The organism is Natrinema sp. LJW11 (assembly GCF_056135975.1).
On the sequence record NZ_JBWBDM010000006.1, the window covers coordinates 285,267 to 305,425 of the forward strand.

Sequence of the window (20,159 nt, forward strand, 5' to 3'; positions counted from 1 at the left end):
GGACGGCCGTTCGCGTCCGAAGTCCGCCCGTCACGAGCCCCGACGAGCAGTCGCGGCCGAATACCGCTACCACTCCTCGAGTCCGCACACTACCACTCCTCGAGTCCGCGCAGTTCCGCTGCCACGTCCCCCGCGGCGCCGGGATCGAGCGCGCCGCGTTCGGTCACGATCTCGGAGACGCAGTCGGCGGGCGTCACGTCGAACGTCGGGTTCAGCGCGTCGATCGCGGCGTCGCCGTCGTACACCGCGGCCCGGTCGCCGGACTCGAGGTTCACGGCCTCGCGGGTCGAGACCTTGTCCGTCGCCGCGACGACGGACACCGGAATCCCCTCGCGATCGGCGGCGACCGCCAGCGTTCGCGTCCCGGTCTTGTTTACGACGGCACCGTCGGGCAAGACGGTGTCCGCGCCGACCACGACGCGGTCGACGTCCGCGTCGGCCAGCACGTGCGCCGCCGCCGCGTCGGTGTGGACCGTCACGGCGCTCGCCGTCGTTTCGGCCAGCGTTTCCGCGACGTCGATCCCCTCGCGAGCCGGCCGCGATTCGGCGACGAAGACGCGCGACGGCTCGGCCCGCCGGAGCGCCTCGAGGACGGTTCCCGACCGCGAGAGAGTCGCGACGCTGCCCCGGATCCGCTCGCTTGCGGTTTTCGCGGTCGCTTCGTCGGCCCTCAGCGCGCGGTCGACGGTCGAAAGCGCGGACTCGAGCACCGCGGCTGCACCCGTCCCCGCCCCGGCACCGCCGTCCGCGCCGGCCATCGTCCGATTCACTCGGTTCCGGAGGACGGCCATCGACGGCCGGGCCTCGAGCAACCGGCCCGCGAGTTCGGCGATTTCGTCCCGCTCGCCATCCGGATCCGCACCGAACGCATCCCGTTCGGCTACGAGGAGGCCCGCTCGATCGCGCAGCACCTCGAGCGCGCGCAGCGAGAGGTATGCGGCCCCGTGTTCGTCGTCGGCCGCGAGCGACCGGACCGTCGGCGCGACCCGCTCGTAGGCGGTCCACAGTTCGGGGACCGTCCGGCGGTCCCCGCCGACGCCCGCGAGCAGTTCGGTGGGGGGCACCCACTCGAGGGCGTCGTGTTCCTCGCTCAGTTCGATCTCGCGGGTTTCGCAGTCGAAGAGGTAGGGGTGGACGACCCACTCGCGTGCGAGGTCGGGGTCCTCGAACTCGACCGGTCGCCCGGAGCGGACGAGCGAGACGGCGTCAGTCTCGAGGCCGGTCTCCTCGCGGATCTCCGCGAGAATCTGCTCGTCCGGCCGGCCTTCCGCGAAGCCGGAGACGCCGCCCCATCGTCCCGCGTAGGTCCCGACCGCGTCGCTGCGACGCAGCAAGAGGACCTCGCCGCGGTTCCGAAGGAACGCGGTGACGACGTGAGTCGGGTCGTCGCTCTGGGTGTCGGTGTCCGGGCACATACGATGGCCCACGGCGACCGGGAAGGTGTCGCTTTCGACCGCGCCGCTGGGCCGCGAGGCGCTCGCCAGAGCCCGTCCTCGAGCGAGTGAGACGGACGACGAGGGATCGTCCGCTGACGAACGCTTTTCGGAACTGGCGGACGAACGCACGGCCATGACCCGTATCGCGATCGTGTCCGACACCCACGTGCCCACTCGAGAGCCGGAGCTTCCCGGGTGGGTCGTCACCGAGATCGAGGCCGCCGACCACACCATCCACGCGGGCGATTTCGAGTCGTTCGGGGCCTACGAGCGGTTCGTCGACCTCACGGGCGGTGAGTTGACGGCCGTCCTGGGCAACGTGGACCCGGCGACGCTCGACGTGCCGACGACGGCCACCCTCGAGATCGACGGCGTGCCGTTCGTCGTCACCCACGGCGACGGATCGTCGGGCGACTGGCGGGACCGAGTCGTCGAGACGGCCCGCGAGGAAGCGGGTGCGGATGCCGAAACGACGCTCGTCGCCGTCGCCGGTCACACCCACGAGGTGGTCGACGAGACAGTCACGTTCGACGAGTCCCGACCGGCCGACGAGGGCCGCGCAGCCGGTCGCGTTCGGATACTCAATCCGGGGAGCGCCACCGGCGCTGCACCCACGACTCGCGAGACGATGTACGTCGCGACCGTCGACGACGGCGATCTCACCGTCGAGTTACGGACCGACTGACCGTCGGCGGGCGGCCGCGACGGGGAGAATATACTCGCGAGGCGAGTGCGTGAACTATACCTACCTCGGCTACCCCTGTCTGACCATGACACGGCACATGACGAGAGTACTCGACGGCGAATCGGCCGGGGGCCACGAGGGGAGAAGGGTCGATGACGGGAGGTGAACCGAGAGCGGACGGGGGCGCGATCGGCGACCGCGAGACGCGGATCGGCGTCGACGTCGGCGGAACCTTCACCGACGTGGCGCTCTCCGTCGACGACCGGCTCGTCACCGCGAAGGTGCCGACGACCGACGACCAGCACGTCGGCGTCATCGAGGGGATCGACAAGGCCTGCGACCGCGCCGGGATCGCGCCGAGCGATATCGACGGCTTCGCCCACGCGATGACCGTCTCGGTCAACGCCCTCCTCGAGCGCGACGGCGCGAAAACGGCGCTCGTGACGACCGAGGGCTTTCGCGACGTCCTCGAGATCGGTCGACAGGACCGACCCGATCTCTACGATCTCGAGGCCGAGAAACCCGACCCGCTGGTCCCGCGCGAGCTGCGGTTCGAAGTCGACGAACGGACGACGACCGAGGGCGTCGAGCGGGCGGTCGACGCCGACGCGGTCCGCGACATCGCGGCGACCCTGCGCGAGCGCGACGTCGAGGCGGTCGCGGTCTCCCTGCTGCACGCCTACGCGGATCCCGACAACGAGCGGGTCGTCGCCGAAACGCTGCGCGAGGAACTCGCGGTTCCGGTCTCCGCGTCCCACGAGGTGCTCGCGGAGTTCCGCGAGTTCGAGCGGACGTCCACGACGGCCGCCGACGCCTACCTCCGACCGGCGATCGACGGCTACGTCGGCCGGCTGGTCGAGGAAGCCGACGCCGCGGGGGCCCCCGAACCGTGGATCATGCAGGCCAACGGCGGCATCGCAGACTCCAAAACGGTCCGCGAGCGCGCCGTGACGACGACGCTCTCGGGGCCGGCCGCCGGCGTCGTCGGCGCCGGGGCGACCGTCGACGACGCCGACGTCGAGGGGCTCGTCACCTTCGACATGGGCGGCACCTCGAGCGACGTGAGTCTCGTCAGGGACGGGCGAGCGGAGCGGACGACCGACGCCGAGATCGACGGATTGCCGATCCGGACGCCGATGGTCGACGTGAACACCGTCGGCGCGGGCGGCGGCTCCGTCGCCCGGGTCGACCCCGGCGGCGCGCTCCGGGTCGGCCCGGAGTCCGCGGGCGCCGATCCCGGCCCCGCCTGCTACGGTCGCGGGGGGACCGAGCCGACCGTCACCGACGCCGCCCTCGCGCTCGGCTACATCGGCCCCGACACCGCGCTGGGCGGGGAACTGACGCTCGACGTCGACGCCGCCCGCGACGCGCTCGAGGGACTGGCGGACGAGGCCGGCCTCGAGGATGCGCTCGAGGCCGCCCGCGGGGTCTACCGCGTGGCGAACGCGACCATGACGCGGACGATCCGGGCCGTCACCGTCGAGCGCGGGCACGACCCCCGGGAGTTCGCGCTCGTGGCCTTCGGCGGCGCGGGGCCGATGCACGCCGCGGCGCTGGCGGACTCGCTGTCCGTCGACCGGGTCGTCGTCCCGCGACCGAGCGGGGTCCTATCGGCCTTCGGCCTCCTCGCGGCCGACGAGAGCTACGATGCGGCCCGTACCGTCGGAGCAGACCTCCGGGCGGCCGATCCGGCGGATCTCGAGGCGGTGTACGACGACCTCGTGGCGGACGTCCTCGCGGACGCGTCCGATCCGGACGCGGCGCGGGTCGAGCGCGCCGCCGACTGCCGGTACGCGGGCCAGAGCTTCGAGCTGACGGTAGCCGTCGACGGCGAGTTCGACGCGGACGAGGTCGCCGAACGCTTCCACGACGCCCACGAGCGGGCCTACGGCTACGCGATGGACGAATCGGTCGATGTCGTCACCCTCCGCGCGACGGCGGCGGTCCCCGGCTCGGAGCCGACGATCAGCCACGACGGCGCGGGCGACGACATCGTCGGCACTCGGCGAGTGCACTTCGCCGGCGGCGCGCGCTCGGCGACCGTCTTCGATCGGGATCGGCTCGCGCCCGGCGCGACGGTGTCCGGGCCGGCGGTTCTGGAACAGGCCGAGAGCACGACCGTCGTCCCGCCAGCGTGGACCGGCGACGTGCTCGCGGACGGCACGCTGGTGCTGACTCGAGCGAGCGACGCGACGGAGGGACGACGATGACCGCGAATACCGACGAAACGGACGACGGCGGCGACGGGAGCATCGATCCGGTCACCCTCGAGGTGGTGCGCAATCAACTGGAGAGCGTCGCCGAAGAGATGGGGCAGACCCTGATCCGGGGGGCGTACTCGCCGAACATCAAGGAGCGACGGGACTGCTCGACGGCGCTGTTCGACGCCGACGGGCGGCTGATCGCGCAGGCCGAACACATCCCGGTCCACCTCGGCGCGATGCCGGCGGCCGTCGCGGCCGTCCGGGAGCGCGACCCGAAACCGGGCGACGTGTTCGTGCTCAACGACCCCTTCACCGGCGGAACGCACCTGCCGGACGTGACGATGGTCTCGCCGCTCGCGCCCGGCCGCGACGAGAGCGGCGCGGACGATGAGCGGGCTCTCGACGGCGAGACCGATGACCGAAACGGCGGCGAGATCGTCGGCTACGCCGTCTCTCGCGCCCACCACGCCGACGTGGGCGGGATGACCCCCGGCAGCATGCCGGCCGGCTCGAGGGAGATCTATCAGGAGGGGCTCCGGCTCCCGCCGACCCGGCTCGTCGCGGGCGGGCAGGTCAGGGAGGAGGTCCGCTCGCTCGTCCTCGCGAACGTGCGCAACCCCCGCGAGCGCCGGGCCGACCTCCGGGCGCAGCGGGCGGCCAACGAACGCGCCGAAACCCGGCTCGGCTCGCTGTTCGACGAGCACGGCCGCGAGACCGTTCTCGAGGGGTTCGACGCGGTGATCGACTACTCCCGCGAGCGCGTCGAACGCGAGATCGCGGCGCTCCCCGACGGCAGCTACGAGGCGACGGACGTGCTCGAGGGCGACGGCGTGACCGACGAGGATGTCCAGATCGGCGTCGCGGTGACGGTCGACGGCGATCGCATCGAGGTGGACTTCTCGGGAACCGACGACCAGCTCGCGGGGAACTTGAACGCGCCGCTCGCGGTCGCGAAGAGCGCCGTCTACTTCGTCGTGCGCTGTCTGACCGACCCCGATATTCCGCCCAATCACGGCTGCTACGAACCGGTCGAGATCAGCGCGCCCGAAGGCTCGTTGCTCGATCCGGAGCCGCCCGCGGCGGTCGTCGGCGGCAACGTCGAGACCAGCCAGCGAGTCACCGACGCCGTCTTCACCGCGCTCGCGCGGGCCGCACCGGACCGCGTGCCGGCGCAAGGGCAGGGCACCATGAACAACCTCACTATCGGCGCGCGGGACGGCTCCGTCACCTACTACGAGACGATCGGCGGCGGCTTCGGCGCGCGTCCGGACCGCGACGGGATGGACGGCGTCCAGGTCGGCATGACCAACACGCTCAACACGCCCGTCGAGGCGCTCGAGACCGAGTACCCGCTCCGAGTCGAACGCTACGCGCTCCGGGAGGGCAGCGGCGGTCGCGGGCGATATCGAGGTGGGGAGGGGCTCGAGCGCGCGGTGACCGTCGAGACCGACGCGACGGTGTCGCTGCTGACCGAGCGCCGCCGGCACGCGCCGACGGGCGTCGCCGGCGGGGAAAGCGGCGCGACCGGCGAGAACCTGATCGACGGCGAGGCGGTGCCCGCGAAGACGACCGTCGACGTGGCGGCCGGGACGACGGTGACCGTCAGGACGCCCGGCGGCGGCGGACACGGCGAGCCGGACGAGCGAGAGGAGTAGGCGCTCTCGGTCGTCCACGCCTATTATCCGGTGACGGTGCCCTTTTGACGGCGCTCGCCAACTCTCCCGTATGGAACTCAACGGCGTGGCGGACCTGCCCGAGATCCGCCCCGGCGACGACATCGCCGCCCTCGTCGCGGATCGGGCCGCTCTCGAGCCCGGCGACGTGCTCACGGTCGCGAGCACGATCGTCTCGAAGGCCGAGGGCCGGACGGCGAATCTCGAGGAGTACCCGGTCAGCGGACGGGCGGAAGAGATCGCCGACCGGATCACGGAGGTGGCCGACGAGGAGAAGGACCCGCGATTCGCGCAGGCGGTCCTCGAGGAGAGCACGGAACTGCTGATCGACGCGCCCTTCCTGTTGACCGAAACCCGGTTCGGCCACGTCTGCGTCAACGCGGGGATCGATCGCTCGAACGTGCCGGATCACGACCTGTTACTCTTGCCGAAGCGACCGACCGAGAGCGCCGAGCGGATTCGATCGGGGCTCGAGCGGCGGGGTATCGAGGACGTCGCGGTGATCGTCACGGACACCTGCGGTCGCCCGTTCCGACACGGCCAGCGCGGCGTCGCGCTCGGCTGGGCCGGGATGCCCGCGAGCAGGGACTGGCGGGGCGAGCTCGACCGGGACGGCCACGAGCTCGGCGTCACCGTCCAGTCGGTCGTCGACGAACTCGCCGCCGCCGCGAACCTCGTCACCGGCGAGGGAGCCGGCGGCACGCCCGCCGTCGTCGTCCGGGACTGGGAGTTCGGCGACCACGAGGGGAGCGACGAACTCTTTCGATCCGTCGAGAGCGACTTCGTTCGGCAGTCGCTTCGGGAGTGGAGGTTCGGCGAATGAGTGAGAACACCGACTCGAGTGACGATCCGACGTGGGGCATCGAACTCACGCCCGAACACCCGCCCGAACGAGTGGCCGGCCTGGCTGCGCTCGCGGAGGACGAGGGGTTCGACGTCGCGTTCGCGAGCAGCCACTACTTCAATCGGGATCCGTTCGTGGTGCTCTCCCGGATGGCCGACGCTACCGACGAGATCCGGCTCGGGCCGGGCGTCGTCAATCCGTACGAAACGCACCCCGTGAAACTGGCCGCGCAGACGGCGACGATCGACGAGATTAGCGACGGCAGAGGCGTCTTCGGCGTCGGCGCGGGCGACCGTTCCTCCCTGTCGAACCTCGGCCTCGAGCGCGACAGCCCGCTCCGGCGCGTCCTCGAGACGTTCGACCTCGCTCGAGAGCTCTGGGACGGCCGGACGGTCACCCACGAGGGGACGTTCACGGCGCGGGACGCGTCGCTCAACCTCGAGCCGCCGTCCGAGGACGTTCCGGTCTACGTCGGCGCGCAGGGCCCGCACATGCTCCGGATGAGCGCGAAACACGCCGACGGCGTGCTGGTCAACGCCGCCCACCCGCGAGACCTCGAGTGGGCGGCGGGCCAGCTCGAGCAGGGATTGGCCGAGCGGCCCGCCGAGCACGGCGATTTCGAGTCGCTCGCGTTCGCGAGCGTCAGCGTCGCCGGCGACGAAGACGCGGCGCGCGAGGCCGCCCGACCACCCGTCGCCTTCATCGTCGGCGGGGCCGCCGAGCCGGTCCTCGAGCGCCACGATATCGACCGCGAGGTCGCGACCGCGGTGAGCGAGGCGCTCGAGCGAGGGGCGCTTCCCGAGGCCTTCGAGCGCGTTACCCCGGCGATGATCGACGCGTTCTGTATCGCGGGAACGACGGAGACGGTCGCGGACCGGTTCGCCGCGGCGCTCGAGCACGTCGACGGGATCGTCGTCGGCTCGCCACTGGGTCCGAATCTCGAGGACGCGGTCGAACGGGCGAGCGAGGCGCTCGAGCGGGCAGCTGAGATGCGGCGCGAGTGAAAAGGTGACTGCCGCGGTCAGTTCGCCGTGAAGAGGTCCCCGACCGCGCCGAGGGTGAGGACGCCGAAGACGCCCATCGAGAAGACGACGAGGAGCGCGCCGATCAGGATGAGTAGCGGTGCGAGTCCTGCACCCATCGCGACGTCACCGAAGAGTTCGGTCATCTCGAAGAGGTCGTCCACGACGCGGTTCGCGACGTTCAGCGGTGTGACGGTGTCCATATTCGGGCGTTGTGACCCGTACTACTTGGCCGTACCGGTCCCGCTCAGTTCCGCTCGCCGTGAGTCGTCCTCGAGGGCGGAGGCGAGCGATTAAGCCGCCGGCGTTCGTACCTCCGTCCGTGACCGACGACGCGACGCTCTCGGACTTCGCGTCCGCCGCTACCGACGGGCCGGACGACGACTCGAGTACCGACGGAGACGGCGACGGAAACGGCGACTCGACAGCGGGAGCCGACTCCGACGTTCAGTCAGCGGACACGAACGACCCCAGTGGCGAGGCGGGACTCTCCACGTACGCCTGGGGCGAGTTCGACTGCGGTCAGTGCGACGGCGCGACCGACCGCGTCTGGCGTTCGGACGGCGATCTGGTCTGTCCCGACTGCAAGGAGTGGTAACGGATGACTGGCCGCGGTAACAGCGGACTTTCCGAGGGATGCCTGCGAATGTGCTCCCGAAGATTTATATCTTCGTCGCGGTTCTATTGAGATGCAATGGCGAAAGGTACGGTCGACTTCTTCAACGACACAGGCGGCTACGGATTCATCGAAACTGACGACGCGGACGACGACGTGTTCTTCCACATGGAAGACGTCGGCGGCCCGGACCTCGAAGAGGGGCAGGAGGTCGAGTTCGATATCGAGGAGGCCGAAAAAGGCCCACGCGCGACGAACCTCGAGCGAGTCTAAGCTGTTCCGTCGAGTGGTATCGTTTTCTGATTGTTACTCGGGTAGCGGCTGCTCTCGGGTGTGAGTGGAACTGTTCTCGTGTGAGATCGTTCGTGACTCGGACTACCGTCAGTCAGTTCCGGCGCGACCGCGATCGTCCTGCGGTCGCGCCGGTACATCGGTACGGCAGACCGTCTCACTCGATGACGCGCTCGGGACGAGCGCAGCGCCACGACGGCCCGACGACGGCGGCGTCTTCTCGCGTAACAGGTGTTTAATATGACACAAAGCATATGTTCCGGAGCCACGGATGTCGTCGTAATGACCGGGTCGTCCGGGTCCCCGCGGACACCTTCGACACTATGACAGATGCAAACCCGACGGTAGACGCAAGCCCCGAGTCGGCGGCCGACGGCGACGCCCTCTCAATTTCGGCGGTCGAACGACTGTGTACCGACATCGAAACGAACGTCTCGCGCGTAATCGTCGGCCACGACGATGTCATCGAGCACGTCATCACCGCCGTCCTCGGGCGCGGACACGTCCTGCTCGACGACGTTCCCGGCGTCGGCAAGACCATGCTGGCGCGCTCGATCGCTACGTCCGTCGACTGCACGTTCAGTCGCATCCAGTTCACGCCGGATCTCCTCCCCACCGACGTCACCGGCGTGAACGTCTTCAACCAGCAGACCCGCGAGTTCGAGTTCCAGTCCGGCCCCGTCTTCGGCAACATCGTTCTCGGCGACGAGATCAATCGCGCGCCACCCAAGACGCAGGCCGCCCTGCTCGAGGCCATGGAGGAGGGGCAGGTCACCACCGACGGCCGGACGCGCGAGCTGCCGACGCCGTTTACCGTGATCGCGACGCAAAACGCCGTCGAACCGAATCGCACCTACGATCTGCCCTTCGCCGAACTCGACCGGTTCATGAAGAAGCTCCACCTCGGCTATCCGGAGCCCGAGGAGGAGGCGGAGCTGCTCGGCCGGACCGTCGGCGACCACCCCATCGAGTCGCTCGAGCCGGTGACCGACCGCGAGACGCTCGTCGCCGCCCGCGAAACCGTCTCGACGGTGCGGGTCGCGGAGCCGGTTCGAGCGTACGTGACGCGGCTCGCGGCGTACACCCGCGAGCACGCGCACATCGGCGTCAGTCCCCGCGGGACGATCTCGTTGCTGCGGGCGGCGCAGGCCCGGGCCGTCACGAACGGCCGGGAGTACGTGACTCCCGACGACGTGCAGGCCGAGGCCCCCGTCGTCATGAGCCACCGGATCAAGACGGACGGTCGCGACCGCACCGGCGACGCGGTCGTCGAGGACGCACTCGAGCGCGTCCCGGTCGAATGAGCCGCCCGCATCGACCTCGATTGACGCTCCGCGGCTGGACCGCGGTCGCCGCCGTCGTCGTGGCCGTCGCGCTGAGCTGGGAGTTCGGTCCTCGCGCGCTGAACGCGATCGTCGTCCCCCTGGTCGTCGTTTTGCTCGCCGGCCTCGTCACGACCGCCCGAACCGACCGACCGCGCGTCGATCGACAGCCCGTCGCCGAGGGATTCATCGGCGAGCAGCGGCGGGTCGAGGTCGCGATCGTGACCGACGGGCCGATCGCCGCGACCGTCCGCGACACCGTCGGTAACGGCCTCTCGTCGACCGCGGAACCCGTCGCCGAGACGACCCTCGACGGCGACGAGACGGTCGCCTACGACGTGCGACTCGAGGCGCGGGGCCGCCACCGGGTCGGTCCGCTGTCGATCGTCGTCAGCGACGTCGTCGGCCTCGTCGAGCGCCGGTTCGAGTACGAGGCGACGACGACCGTTCTCGTCTACCCGCGCATCCACGAGCTGGGCAGCGGCCCCGCCGCCGACCTCCGGGCGCTCGCCGGCGTCGCCGATCGGCGCGATCGCGAGGAGTTCGACCACCTCCGGGAGTATCAACGCGGGGATCCGCTCCGTGACGTCCACTGGAAGACCGCCGCCAAGCGCCCCGACGACGAACTGGTCGTCACGGAGTACGCTGACGACGAGGCGGTCGGAGCCGTCACGGTCGCGGCCGAATGCGTCACCGACCGCGACGACGAGATGGCGGCCGCCGCCGCCAGCGTCGCGACGGCGCTCCTCGAGCGAGGCGCGCCGGTCGGGCTCAGCCTTCCCGACGAGACCCAGCGGCCGGGAGACGGACGAGAACACCACCGCGAACTGCTGGGACTACTGGCCGTCGCCGGACCCGGCGAACTCGACGACGGGACGCGACGGGACGCCGACGTGCTGGTCCAGGCCGACGCGAACGGGACGACGATCGTCGTCGACGACCGGGAGATTCCCTTCGAGCGGCTCCGCGGTGGAGATCGAAGCCGAGGAGAGGGAAGGGGCGATGGCAATCGCGACGCACAACGCGGCCGGGGCGATTACGACAGTCGACGCGAACGCGACGACCGCGGACGATCGGAGGCGCGTCCATGAGTACGGACTCGTCCGGACGCGTCGGCGATCGGACGGTATCGCTCGATACGGACCGAACCGTCGACTCCGACATCGTCCGACCCGTCGCCCTGGCCTGCGTGCTGGCCCTGACGGCGTCGTACGTGAGCGTCCTCTACGGGATAACGCGAGTCGTCGGCGGCAGTCAGTCGCTGTTCGCGCTCGTCGCAACGATGCTCGTCGCGGCGACGGTGCTCGCGCGACTGATCCGGCCGCGAACCGCGGCGGTCCTCGCACTGGCGGCGACCGGGATCGGCTTCGGCTACTACCTCACGTCGGCCGGCGTCGATCCCGGGGTCGTCTTTACGGCCACCGACGCGCTCGTCTCCGACACCGTCGCGCTCGCGACCGGTCTCCCCCTCCTCCGGATGCTGCAGGCGGGCGTCTGGACGCTGGGATTCGCGCCCGCTCCCGTCTTCCTCTCGTGGTATCTCGCCCTTCGAGGGCGATACGCGCTCAGCGTCGTCCCCGGCGGGGCCGCGCTGGGCTTTCTCGTGCTGACCGGCGACGCGGGCGTGCCCGCCACCCTGGCCGGCACCCTCGCCGCCATCGGCGCCGTCGCCGCCGGCGAACTCGAGAAGCGGGGCGGCTCGATCCGGCAGGCGGACCTGCTCGCGGCCCTGTTCGCGCTGATCGTCGTCCTCTCGATGACGGTCACGATCGTCCCCGGCCAGCCGTCCGGGCCGACCCACCTCGTCCAGGGCGAAGCCGGCACGCTCGAGGCGACGCTCGATACCGCGCCCCAGCGGTCGGGGATCTCCGGGCAGGTCGACCTCTCGCCGGAGGTGCGGTTCACGGTCGAGTCCGACCGGCGGTCGTACTGGCGCACGGGCGTCTACGATCGCTTCACCGGCGACGAGTGGATTCGGACCGGGCAGAGCGACCGGTACGACGGACGGATCGGATCGCCGCCTGGCGACTACGATCGGGTCGAACAGACCATCACCGCCGAGACGAAACTGGGGATCATGCCCGTCGCCCCACACCCGATCTCGCTCGGCGGCGACGTGACGCGGCGGACGAGCGTCTCCACCCACGGCCAGCCGCGGCCCGAAACGCCGCTCGAGGCGGGTGACAGCTACAAGGTCGAGAGCGCGATCGTCGACGCCGGTCCGTCCGCGCTCCGGGCTGCCGGGACGAGCTATCCCGACGCCGTCACCGAACACTACCTTCAGACGCCCGAAAGCACCTCGAGCGAGTTCCGGGAGCGCACCGCCGAGATCACGGCCGACGCCGACAATCCCTACGAGACCGCGGTCGCGATCGAGCGCCACCTCGAGTCCTCGAAGGAGTACTCGCTGAAGGTCTCCAAGCCCCCCGGAAACGCCGCCGAGGAGTTCCTGCTCGAGATGGACGAGGGCTACTGCGTCTACTTCGCGACGACCATGACGCAGATGCTCCGCGAGGAGGGCGTCCCGGCCCGCTACGTCACCGGCTACACGAGCGGCCAGCAGGTCGACGACGACAAGTACGTAGTCCGCGGGCTTGACGCCCACGCCTGGGTCGAGGTCTACTTCCCCGACCACGGCTGGGTCCGGTTCGACCCGACGCCGGGGGACGGCCGCGACGACGTTCACACCGACCGGCTCGAGGAGGCCCGCGAAAACGGCAACGAGGACGCCGACACCGAGGAGAGCGCCGACGTTCCGATTCGCGACGAACCGTCCGACGATCCCGAGGACGACCCGAACGATCCGTCCGGGCCCGACCCCGACGACCCGAACGATCCAGGCGAACCGAACGATCCAAACGAACCGAACGAGCCGAACGGGTCGCCGAACGAGCCGGCCAACGGAACGAACGAGAGCCCGTCCGACCGCACCGAGGGCACCGAGTCGAACGACGACGAGCCGCTCGTCACGGTCACGCGCGAAACGGCGGTGCTCGGAATCGTCCTCCTCCTCGGGTTCGCTACAGGCGTGCGCCGGACGGACGCGACGACGCGCGCCCGTCGCGAACTGGGGATCTACTGGCACGGCCGCCGGCGCGATCCCGATCTGGACGCCGAGCGCGCATTCGCCCGGCTCGAGCGGCTGCTCGCGCGCCGGTACCGGCCGCGGCGTCGGTCGGAATCGGCTCGAGCGTACCTGACGGCGCTGTCGGCGGCGGCGGACGACGCAGCCGACGCGGAGCCGATCGATTCGCGGACCGAACTCGTCGTCGACCACTACGAGCGAGCGACCTACGGCGGCGGTATCAGCCGGGCGGACGCCGACGAAGCGATCGGGATCGTCGACGATATCGCTCGAGAGACCCTTCCAGTGGTCGGTCGGCTCCGATAAAACCCGAAGCAGTCCGGAGTTCGCGGCGATCGAACGTGAACTCGAGTCGTTCACCGCCGGCCAGTTACCAGTAACTCCCCGCTCACTCAAAAAGAACCGCGCGAAAGCATGCGGGTCCCGATAGTGTTTAATATGCCCGTTTCATAGCTACGAACGTAATGTCGGAAGTCTGCTCGACGTGCGGGCTGCCCGAGGAACTCTGCGTCTGCGAGGACGTAGCCAAGGGACAACAGCAACTCAACATCCGCATTGACGAGCGCAGATACGGAAAAGAGGTAACGATCGTCGAAGGATTCGATCCGAAGGACGTCGATCTGGACAGTCTCTCGTCGGATCTCAAATCGAAGTTCGCGTGTGGCGGCACCGTCGAGGACGACCACATCGAACTCCAAGGCAACCACACCGGTCGCATCGAAGAGTTCCTTCGGGACCGGGGTTTCAACGTCGCCTGATACCCGCAATGTGCTGAGACGACTTCCGAACCCGCGACCGCATCGCAACGCACCTCTTCGTTTTTTCACACCGATCGAAAGCCACGTCGCCGTCCCGAGCGGTCGCGCCGTCGTCTCGAGCGAACGTCCCCCTCCCACTCGCTCGACTAATCGCGTCACCGCTCCGGCACGAGGCCGATTCGCTGAGCCGAACTGCTGAGCCGAGCCGTCGGCCGAACAACGGGGATCCGACGCGAGGCTCCGTGAGGGGCGGAGCGTGCACTAAGCCTGCGACCGAATCCGATTAGAACGGAGATTCGCGGTCGGCCGGTTCGTCCTCGTCTTCCTCCTCGCGAACGAGGCCGAACTTCATGCCGTACTTGTCGAGGCCACCCGCCATGCTTTCGACGCGCGCATCGGCGGTCCCCTCGTAGGAACCGATGAGCTTTGCGGCCTGCACGCTCGCCTTTCCGTGCGGACAGACGGTGACGATGTGATCGTCGTCTTCGAGCTCGTCCACGCGCTCCGTGAGATCGTGGAAGGGAATGTTCTCGCTGTCCGGGATGTGACTGTGCGTGAAGCTTCGCTCGTCGCGAATGTCGACGATGCGAACGTCGGCATCGTCCTCGAGGAGTTCCTTGACCTCGTCGGTGGAGATTTCGCCGTCCATTATCGTCGCGTTCGGTCGCGGGCTGAATAAGGGTACGGGTCCAGTCGTCCGGCCGATCCGGTGGAGCGAGTCCAGCGAATCGCGATCGCGCTACAGGACGCCGTCTTCCTTCGCGAGCAACAGCGCCGACAGCGTCGAATCGTTCGCCGGCTGTTTGCGGGCGCGCTCGAGCGCCTCGCCCACCGGCACCGTCGTCACCTCGAGGAACTCGTTGTTGTCGAGTTCCCGCTCGCCGGGCTCGAGCCCCTCCGCGTAGACGACGCCGCGGTCGTGGCGCAACACGCCGGTCGCGACCGCGTACTCCTGAAGGAGCGCGGTGCTCGAGGGGCGAAAGCCGGTCTCCTCCTCGAGTTCGCGGGTCGCCGCTCCCGTATAAGACTCGCCGTCCTCGACGATCCCCGCGGGGAGCTCGAGGTGCGTCTCGCGGATCGCGGGCCGATACTGTTCGACGAACAAGAGGCGGTCTTCGTCGCCGCCAGCGTCACCGCCGCTCTCCGCGTCCGCGAGGACGCCCCCGTCGATCCGCGCGACCACGACGACCGCGGGAGGGAGGGCAGCCCAGTAGTACCGTTTCCGGCTCCCGTCGGGCTGTTCGAGCAGATCGTAGCCGCCGTCGTACCAACCCGTCTCGTACTCGGTTCGCTCCTCGAGTAAGTCCCACTCGTCGGGTGCAGTCATCGTGGACACGTGGGCGCTCGAGCGGATAATAGGTGCTGGTCGCTCCGCTGGCTGCGACGAAACAGTTACTCATCCGAAAGTCCCCCGTCGCCGCTCACGGATTCGAGTACAACGGAGGCGACCTACACGATATCCCGGTACAACCGCCCGAACGCCTGTCGACGAAGCGTCGCGATGGCCGCCGCCTCCTCGTTTTGAAACGTCGCCGCGACGGCCTCGTCGTCCGGTCCCGCGTGCCAAACGACGCGGTCGACGTCCTCGTGACCCGCCATCGTCACTTCGCCGTCGTGGTCCTCGCGCCAGGCCTCGAACTCCTCGCGGGAACCGACGCGAACCTCGAGCAGGCTCGCGAAGAGGGCGTCGCGTGCGGTTTCGACGACGTCTCCGGTGACGCGGTCGTCGTACTCCTCGCGGTCGAACTCCATTGCCTTCGCGACCTCGCGGACGACCGTCTGAGCCGCTGGGCCGGCCGACTCGTACTCCGTGCGCGCGTCCGCGACCGACTCGAACGTGAACGTCCCCACTGTGTGCATATCCGTCCAGTCGGCAGAGACGCAGTTACGCGTTTTCGTTCTCGTCGCCGTCGCCCTCTCCGTGATCTCCCTCTACGCGGTCGCCGTCCGCGCCGTCGCCCGCCAGGTCGTCCGCGTTCGACGGCGATTCGTCGTCAGCGTCGCTCTCGCCTGCAGCCTGCATCTCTCGAGTCAGTTCGGCGGCTTCCTGAAGGACGTTTGTAGCCTCGGTGGTCATCGAACCACGGCCGGGTTGACCGCTCTGGCGGGCGATTCCCTCCTCGAGCGAGTCGGGGCGACCGGGGTCGTGATTGTGGCCGGCCTCCTCGAACTCGGGCGTATCGGTTTCCCGTGCGTGGGGACTGACGATCTCGCCGAGTTCCTCGGGACTGCACTCGCCCCAGTGGGGCGCGTGCTCCTCGAGCCACTCGCGATGGTTTTCGCGGCCGAGCGACGCGGTGATCGCCAGATGATTTGCGAGGTGCACCGCGTCGGCCTCTTCGACATCACAGACCGGACAGGCGTATCCCATACGAGACCGTACGGTTTCGGACGGTAAAACGTGGCGCACCCCGCTAATCGCAGTCCCACAACCCGCTATCGAAGTTTCCGAATCATCACGATCGCGTCCTCGCCGTCGCCGTAATAGTTGGCGACCCGCCGAAGCGGATCGAAGCCGAAGCCTCGATACAGCCGCTTCGCCCCGTCGTTGGACCGCCGAACCTCGAGTTTGACCGTCTCCGCACCGTGGGCCGCGAGCACGCCGAGCGATCGGGAGAGCAACGTCGAGGCGACGCCCGCCCGGCGGTGCTCCGGGTGAACGGCGACGTCCTTGACGTGGCCGAGCGCGCGACCGATCTGCTGTGTCACGTCGGCGACGACGTAGCCGGCGATCTCGCCGTCGATCTCCGCGACGAGAAACCCCGGTTCGCCGAGAAACCGCTCGAAGGCGTTGTACGGCCAGGCCTGTGCGAACGACGCGTTCTCGATACGAACGACCGCGAGTAAATCCGCACGCTCTGCCGGTCGAATCGACACCTCCTCGCGTCTCTCCGGGGCGGGCGTCGTCACACGCGAGGGTAACGCACCGAACAGTAAAAGCCGTACGCGTCGCGGCAGGGCCACTCGAGTTCGAGGCGCGATCGACTCCGCCGCGAGAACGGATCGCGCACGGCCTACTCGTCGCTCGCTTCGCCTTCGTCCTCAACGGGATCGGTCGTCGGCTCCGCGTCTTCGGTGCCGCCGTACTGTCTCCGGCCCTCGTCGTCTTGCGCGTCGGACTCCTCGGCCATGCGGCTCACTCGGCCGGGATCGCGTCGATCTCGAAGTCCTCGGTCAGTCCCTTGAGTTCGTCGAGGGCGTCTTGCTCCTCCCGGAGGTTCTCCTCGAGGAGATCGGCCGCGTCGCCCATCCCGAGCTGGTCCGCCAGCGGGATCAGGTTCCCGTACGCGGCGATCTCGTAGTGCTCGGTTTTCTCGGCGGCCGCCATATTGTGGTAGTCCAGTACCTCCTGAGCGGGGTCCATCGACGTGAACTCCTCGTACTCCTCGAGAAGCCCTTCGATACCCTCGCACTCCTCCTTCTCGGGTGGCTCGCCGAACATATCGAAGACCTCCTCGAGCCGGTCGATCTGATCTCGGGTCTCCTCGCGGTGTTCCGAGAACGCGTTCGAGATCTCGTCGCGCTCGGTGTTTCCCTCGAGTTCCTCGAGCGCGTCGAGCAACTGGTGCTCCGCGTGATAGATGTCTTCGAGGCCGTGCTCGAACAGGTCCTGAATAGTGTTCATGCTCATGGTAATCCACTCCGTCGTTCGCTGCCCGAGTGAAAAAGACGGGAGCCTGCGACGGCAGGCGCCGGTGCGGACCACCGTCGCCGCCGGCGCAGCCGCAGCTACTCCGCGGCGTCCTCGACTCGATCCGCCTGTTTCTCGAGGTCCGCGGCCAGCGTCCGGGCCTGTTCCGGCGTCAACTCGAGTTCGTCCATGTGCTTTGGCAGGTGCTCCTCGGCGAGATTATCGAGCTCGAGTTGGAGTCGAACGCTGTCGGGATCCTCCCGATCAGCGGTCGCGTTCACGACGGCGACCGATTCCCACTCGAAGGACTCACCCACTGCTTTCCCCTCGACGTAATCCAACGTCGTGTACGCGGTAACCGACATCAGTCGATCGGACATATCGATTCGATTCTCAGTCTCCGAGCACTTATACTGCCGGCCGTCTCGAGCGCCGAGCTCGAGAACGGGAACGGAACGATCACGAGGCGCGGTCGTCGACGCGTTCCGCGAAGCAGGTATCAGACGTGATCGAGAGGACGCTCGGCCCACATTCCGGAGCGTCCGACCGCTGTCCGAGTTCGAACGCGGAGACGAACGGACTCGAGCTCTCACTATTCACGGCGATCATCCCATCAAACGCTACAGCAGGCGCCACACCTATCGGCTGTTTTTGCCCCAACTCGTTCGCGGTCGCTCGGTTCCTGACTCGAAGCGTGGATAGAAACTCGGCTCGAGGAACGAAGACGGTCGCTACACGTGGGGATCGACGACACTCTCGGAGAACGTCCCACCACCGTTCGCATTCTCGCTCGCCCAACAGCGTTCCAACTGTGCCGACACATCAGATCTCGTCACACCCGTATCGGACGAAACGAACAGCAACACCGTTACAACCGGGGGCTAGCGGATCGCTACACTCGCTCCAGTTCGAGCCGAAAAGGGCAACTGTGCATGGTGCTGGATCGAGTGACGGCCGCTGATCGTTCGCCAGTCACCACTCCGAGGGTTCCACATAGATTTAGGTCCTCACTCTCGGTCCAACGAGGCGCGATTCGATACCAAACGGATACCGAACAGCTGTTACGAGAACTCGGCTCGTCAGAGATAGCGGCAGAAAGATCCCATAAGACAGAGCACGGGTATCGTTTGCAGCCGAAGCGGTACTTATGCCGACGGGGTTCGAATGGCCGTTAATGACTGATACAGCCGAATGCAAACCAGAGCCGATCAAGCAGGAAGCCGAAGAGCGTGACGACGCTCACCTCGACGATATCGAAGAGGGAGCCGGCTGTACGGAGATCTGGGAACATCTCGCCGAACAGCGCGAAGAATAACCGAGTCTTCCGCCCCGATAACGACCTTTTTGACCGCGGAACTCCTACCGAGTTTCATGACCGACAATCGGCCCGATGATCGTTCACACCGACGTGCCGAGAGCGATCGATCGATTCCGACGGATCGCGAATCGCCCGTCGGTTCGCCCGTTATCCGGGGCGATGAATCGGTCGCCGGAAACCGCGCCCGCGAAGCCGTCCAGTTCGATCCGGACGACCCCGAGAGCCTCGCAGATGCCGCCGAAACAGTCCGCCAGTTCGCTGGCGGTGAGACCAACGACGATCACCTCTACATGCTTCGCGGTGCAGCTGCCTGCGCTGCCCTCGTTCGCGGCGAAGGCTCCTACAAGGCCGCCGCCGAACGCGCCGGCGGCGATGCCACCGTCTCCTTTATCCGCAAGTGGGCCCGCGTCCACGATCTCCCGCGCTCGGTCCGCAAACAGGTCGCACTCGGTCAGATCGCCCCGACTGCTGCCAAACACATCGCCCGCGTCGGCGGCGAATCACGGCTCCTCCTCGCGTGGGCTACTCTCGACGGCGACCTCACCGTCCGTGACGTCCGCAGCGTCGCCAGCGCGATTAACAACGGTGCCTCCATTGATCAGGCCCTTGACGAACATGCTATCGACCTCGGTCGACTCGAACTCACCCTCTCACCGATGACATATCGCGATCTCCGGCGGCGTGCATCCATCGAAAACGTCGACCCCGGCCAGCTCGTCACCGAGGCGCTCGAACAGTACTTCGAATAGCGGTTATCGGACCCCGAGGCCAGTATCGAAGCAGTGGAGAAAGAAACGTTTAACCGCTGTTCCCCGAAAAAGGAAACTACAGGGCCGGTAGCTCAGTTTGGCAGAGCGTCTGGCTTTTAACCAGACGGTCGCGTGTTCAAATCGCGCCCGGCCCGCTTTCTATCGACGAACAATTTCGTGAGTCGTCAGTAACGGAACCGTCGGAATTGAGCAACTACGACGGTTTCGTTTGATGACGAGAGAGTGGATCTCTCTCGAACCTCGAGCACGGCCGACCGCGTGTTCAGATCCCGGGCAGGAGAAATCTGAAGCAGACCGAGATTCTACGAACGGAGTGAGCAGGTCCTCGGCATCGTTCAAATCACGTTCGGCCCGTTTTCTATCTGCGATCGGTTCTCAGAACTGCTAGGGTGGCTGAGTAATACACTATTGAAATCGGATATCGTGAGTGTGGCTGTGAGGACGAAAGACGAATCCGGGACATCACATCAAATGATCGAACGCAGTAGCCACTGCGCCCTGAGT

Annotated in this window: 23 protein-coding genes and 1 tRNA gene; 14 read left to right on the forward strand and 10 right to left on the reverse strand. The window is 68.0% G+C overall.

Annotated features, from left to right (window positions below):
* Positions 1 to 89 precede the first annotated feature (89 nt).
* Complete coding sequence (locus tag AC0QDI_RS17465; protein ID WP_474670440.1) at positions 90 to 1,415, reverse strand: eIF2B alpha/beta/delta subunit family protein; 1,326 nt, start codon at positions 1,413 to 1,415, stop codon at positions 90 to 92.
* A 154-nt stretch (positions 1,416 to 1,569) separates the two neighbouring features.
* Between AC0QDI_RS17465 and AC0QDI_RS17470 the strand changes: the two genes are divergently transcribed.
* The 5 genes from AC0QDI_RS17470 to AC0QDI_RS17490 all read left to right on the forward strand — a co-directional run bounded on the left by AC0QDI_RS17470 (position 1,570) and on the right by AC0QDI_RS17490 (position 7,846).
* Positions 1,570 to 2,121 carry a metallophosphoesterase family protein gene (locus tag AC0QDI_RS17470; protein WP_474670588.1) on the forward strand — a complete coding sequence of 184 codons (552 nt, stop codon included), beginning with the start codon at positions 1,570 to 1,572 and terminating at the stop codon, positions 2,119 to 2,121.
* 152 nt (positions 2,122 to 2,273) lie between these two features.
* Positions 2,274 to 4,331 (forward strand): hydantoinase/oxoprolinase family protein, encoded by a 2,058-nt coding sequence (locus AC0QDI_RS17475; protein ID WP_474670442.1) that lies wholly within the window; start codon positions 2,274 to 2,276, stop codon positions 4,329 to 4,331.
* Positions 4,328 to 5,980 carry a hydantoinase B/oxoprolinase family protein gene (locus tag AC0QDI_RS17480; RefSeq protein ID WP_474670444.1) on the forward strand — a complete coding sequence of 551 codons (1,653 nt, stop codon included), beginning with the start codon at positions 4,328 to 4,330 and terminating at the stop codon, positions 5,978 to 5,980. Before AC0QDI_RS17475 ends, AC0QDI_RS17480 begins: the two co-directional genes overlap by 4 nt.
* A 70-nt stretch (positions 5,981 to 6,050) precedes the next feature.
* Positions 6,051 to 6,821 carry a coenzyme F420-0:L-glutamate ligase gene (locus tag AC0QDI_RS17485; protein WP_474670446.1) on the forward strand — a complete coding sequence of 257 codons (771 nt, stop codon included), beginning with the start codon at positions 6,051 to 6,053 and terminating at the stop codon, positions 6,819 to 6,821.
* Positions 6,818 to 7,846 (forward strand): 5,10-methylenetetrahydromethanopterin reductase, encoded by a 1,029-nt coding sequence (locus AC0QDI_RS17490; RefSeq protein ID WP_474670448.1) that lies wholly within the window; start codon positions 6,818 to 6,820, stop codon positions 7,844 to 7,846. The genes AC0QDI_RS17485 and AC0QDI_RS17490 overlap by 4 nt, the downstream gene beginning before the upstream one ends.
* Positions 7,847 to 7,863: 17 nt before the next feature.
* Here AC0QDI_RS17490 and AC0QDI_RS17495 read toward each other — a convergent pair whose 3' ends face one another.
* Positions 7,864 to 8,067: a DUF8024 family protein gene (locus tag AC0QDI_RS17495; RefSeq protein WP_474670450.1), complete on the reverse strand. Its 204-nt coding sequence runs from the start codon at positions 8,065 to 8,067 to the stop codon at positions 7,864 to 7,866.
* A 119-nt stretch (positions 8,068 to 8,186) separates the two neighbouring features.
* On the opposite strand from AC0QDI_RS17495, the gene AC0QDI_RS17500 reads away from it, so the two are divergent.
* The 6 genes from AC0QDI_RS17500 to yciH all read left to right on the forward strand — a co-directional run bounded on the left by AC0QDI_RS17500 (position 8,187) and on the right by yciH (position 13,936).
* Positions 8,187 to 8,462 (forward strand): DUF7573 domain-containing protein, encoded by a 276-nt coding sequence (locus AC0QDI_RS17500; protein WP_474670452.1) that lies wholly within the window; start codon positions 8,187 to 8,189, stop codon positions 8,460 to 8,462.
* A 96-nt stretch (positions 8,463 to 8,558) separates the two neighbouring features.
* Complete coding sequence (locus tag AC0QDI_RS17505; protein WP_098725289.1) at positions 8,559 to 8,753, forward strand: cold-shock protein; 195 nt, start codon at positions 8,559 to 8,561, stop codon at positions 8,751 to 8,753.
* A gap of 341 nt (positions 8,754 to 9,094) precedes the next feature.
* A complete protein-coding gene (locus AC0QDI_RS17510) occupies positions 9,095 to 10,075 on the forward strand; it encodes an AAA family ATPase (RefSeq protein ID WP_474670454.1) in 981 nt (326 codons plus the stop codon).
* Complete coding sequence (locus AC0QDI_RS17515) at positions 10,072 to 11,184, forward strand: DUF58 domain-containing protein (RefSeq protein ID WP_474670456.1); 1,113 nt, start codon at positions 10,072 to 10,074, stop codon at positions 11,182 to 11,184. Before AC0QDI_RS17510 ends, AC0QDI_RS17515 begins: the two co-directional genes overlap by 4 nt.
* On the forward strand, positions 11,181 to 13,484 hold the full coding sequence (locus AC0QDI_RS17520) for a transglutaminase TgpA family protein (RefSeq protein ID WP_474670458.1): 2,304 nt from the start codon (positions 11,181 to 11,183) through the stop codon (positions 13,482 to 13,484). Before AC0QDI_RS17515 ends, AC0QDI_RS17520 begins: the two co-directional genes overlap by 4 nt.
* A gap of 158 nt (positions 13,485 to 13,642) precedes the next feature.
* Positions 13,643 to 13,936 (forward strand): stress response translation initiation inhibitor YciH, encoded by a 294-nt coding sequence (gene yciH, locus AC0QDI_RS17525; RefSeq protein WP_098725285.1) that lies wholly within the window; start codon positions 13,643 to 13,645, stop codon positions 13,934 to 13,936.
* Positions 13,937 to 14,219: 283 nt separating this feature from the next.
* Here the strand turns inward: yciH and AC0QDI_RS17530 are convergent, their stop codons facing one another.
* From AC0QDI_RS17530 to AC0QDI_RS17565, 8 genes are all read right to left on the reverse strand, one after another.
* Positions 14,220 to 14,585 (reverse strand): rhodanese-like domain-containing protein, encoded by a 366-nt coding sequence (locus AC0QDI_RS17530; protein WP_474670460.1) that lies wholly within the window; start codon positions 14,583 to 14,585, stop codon positions 14,220 to 14,222.
* 90 nt (positions 14,586 to 14,675) lie between these two features.
* Positions 14,676 to 15,263, reverse strand: coding sequence for an NUDIX hydrolase (locus AC0QDI_RS17535; protein ID WP_474670462.1), 588 nt, complete (start codon positions 15,261 to 15,263; stop codon positions 14,676 to 14,678).
* Positions 15,264 to 15,385: 122 nt separating this feature from the next.
* Positions 15,386 to 15,796, reverse strand: coding sequence for a DUF5809 family protein (locus AC0QDI_RS17540; protein ID WP_474670464.1), 411 nt, complete (start codon positions 15,794 to 15,796; stop codon positions 15,386 to 15,388).
* A gap of 25 nt (positions 15,797 to 15,821) precedes the next feature.
* Complete coding sequence (locus AC0QDI_RS17545; protein ID WP_474670466.1) at positions 15,822 to 16,307, reverse strand: DUF5810 domain-containing protein; 486 nt, start codon at positions 16,305 to 16,307, stop codon at positions 15,822 to 15,824.
* A 65-nt stretch (positions 16,308 to 16,372) separates the two neighbouring features.
* Positions 16,373 to 16,846 carry a ribosomal protein S18-alanine N-acetyltransferase gene (gene rimI / locus AC0QDI_RS17550; protein WP_226039644.1) on the reverse strand — a complete coding sequence of 158 codons (474 nt, stop codon included), beginning with the start codon at positions 16,844 to 16,846 and terminating at the stop codon, positions 16,373 to 16,375.
* 226 nt (positions 16,847 to 17,072) lie between these two features.
* Positions 17,073 to 17,567 carry a ferritin-like domain-containing protein gene (locus AC0QDI_RS17555; protein WP_474670468.1) on the reverse strand — a complete coding sequence of 165 codons (495 nt, stop codon included), beginning with the start codon at positions 17,565 to 17,567 and terminating at the stop codon, positions 17,073 to 17,075.
* Positions 17,568 to 17,665: 98 nt separating this feature from the next.
* Positions 17,666 to 17,947, reverse strand: a complete 282-nt coding sequence (locus AC0QDI_RS17560; RefSeq protein ID WP_474670470.1) for a DUF6360 family protein — start codon at positions 17,945 to 17,947, stop codon at positions 17,666 to 17,668.
* 79 nt (positions 17,948 to 18,026) lie between these two features.
* Positions 18,027 to 18,167: a hypothetical protein gene (locus AC0QDI_RS17565; RefSeq protein WP_474670472.1), complete on the reverse strand. Its 141-nt coding sequence runs from the start codon at positions 18,165 to 18,167 to the stop codon at positions 18,027 to 18,029.
* 574 nt (positions 18,168 to 18,741) lie between these two features.
* Here AC0QDI_RS17565 and AC0QDI_RS17570 point away from each other — a divergent pair.
* The 3 genes from AC0QDI_RS17570 (at position 18,742) to AC0QDI_RS17580 (ending at position 19,789) form a co-directional block, all read left to right on the forward strand.
* A complete protein-coding gene (locus AC0QDI_RS17570) occupies positions 18,742 to 18,882 on the forward strand; it encodes a hypothetical protein (RefSeq protein WP_176548157.1) in 141 nt (46 codons plus the stop codon).
* 56 nt (positions 18,883 to 18,938) lie between these two features.
* Positions 18,939 to 19,634 carry a DUF7119 family protein gene (locus AC0QDI_RS17575; RefSeq protein ID WP_474670474.1) on the forward strand — a complete coding sequence of 232 codons (696 nt, stop codon included), beginning with the start codon at positions 18,939 to 18,941 and terminating at the stop codon, positions 19,632 to 19,634.
* 81 nt (positions 19,635 to 19,715) lie between these two features.
* Positions 19,716 to 19,789, forward strand: a tRNA-Lys gene (locus AC0QDI_RS17580).
* Positions 19,790 to 20,159: the final 370 nt, after the last annotated feature.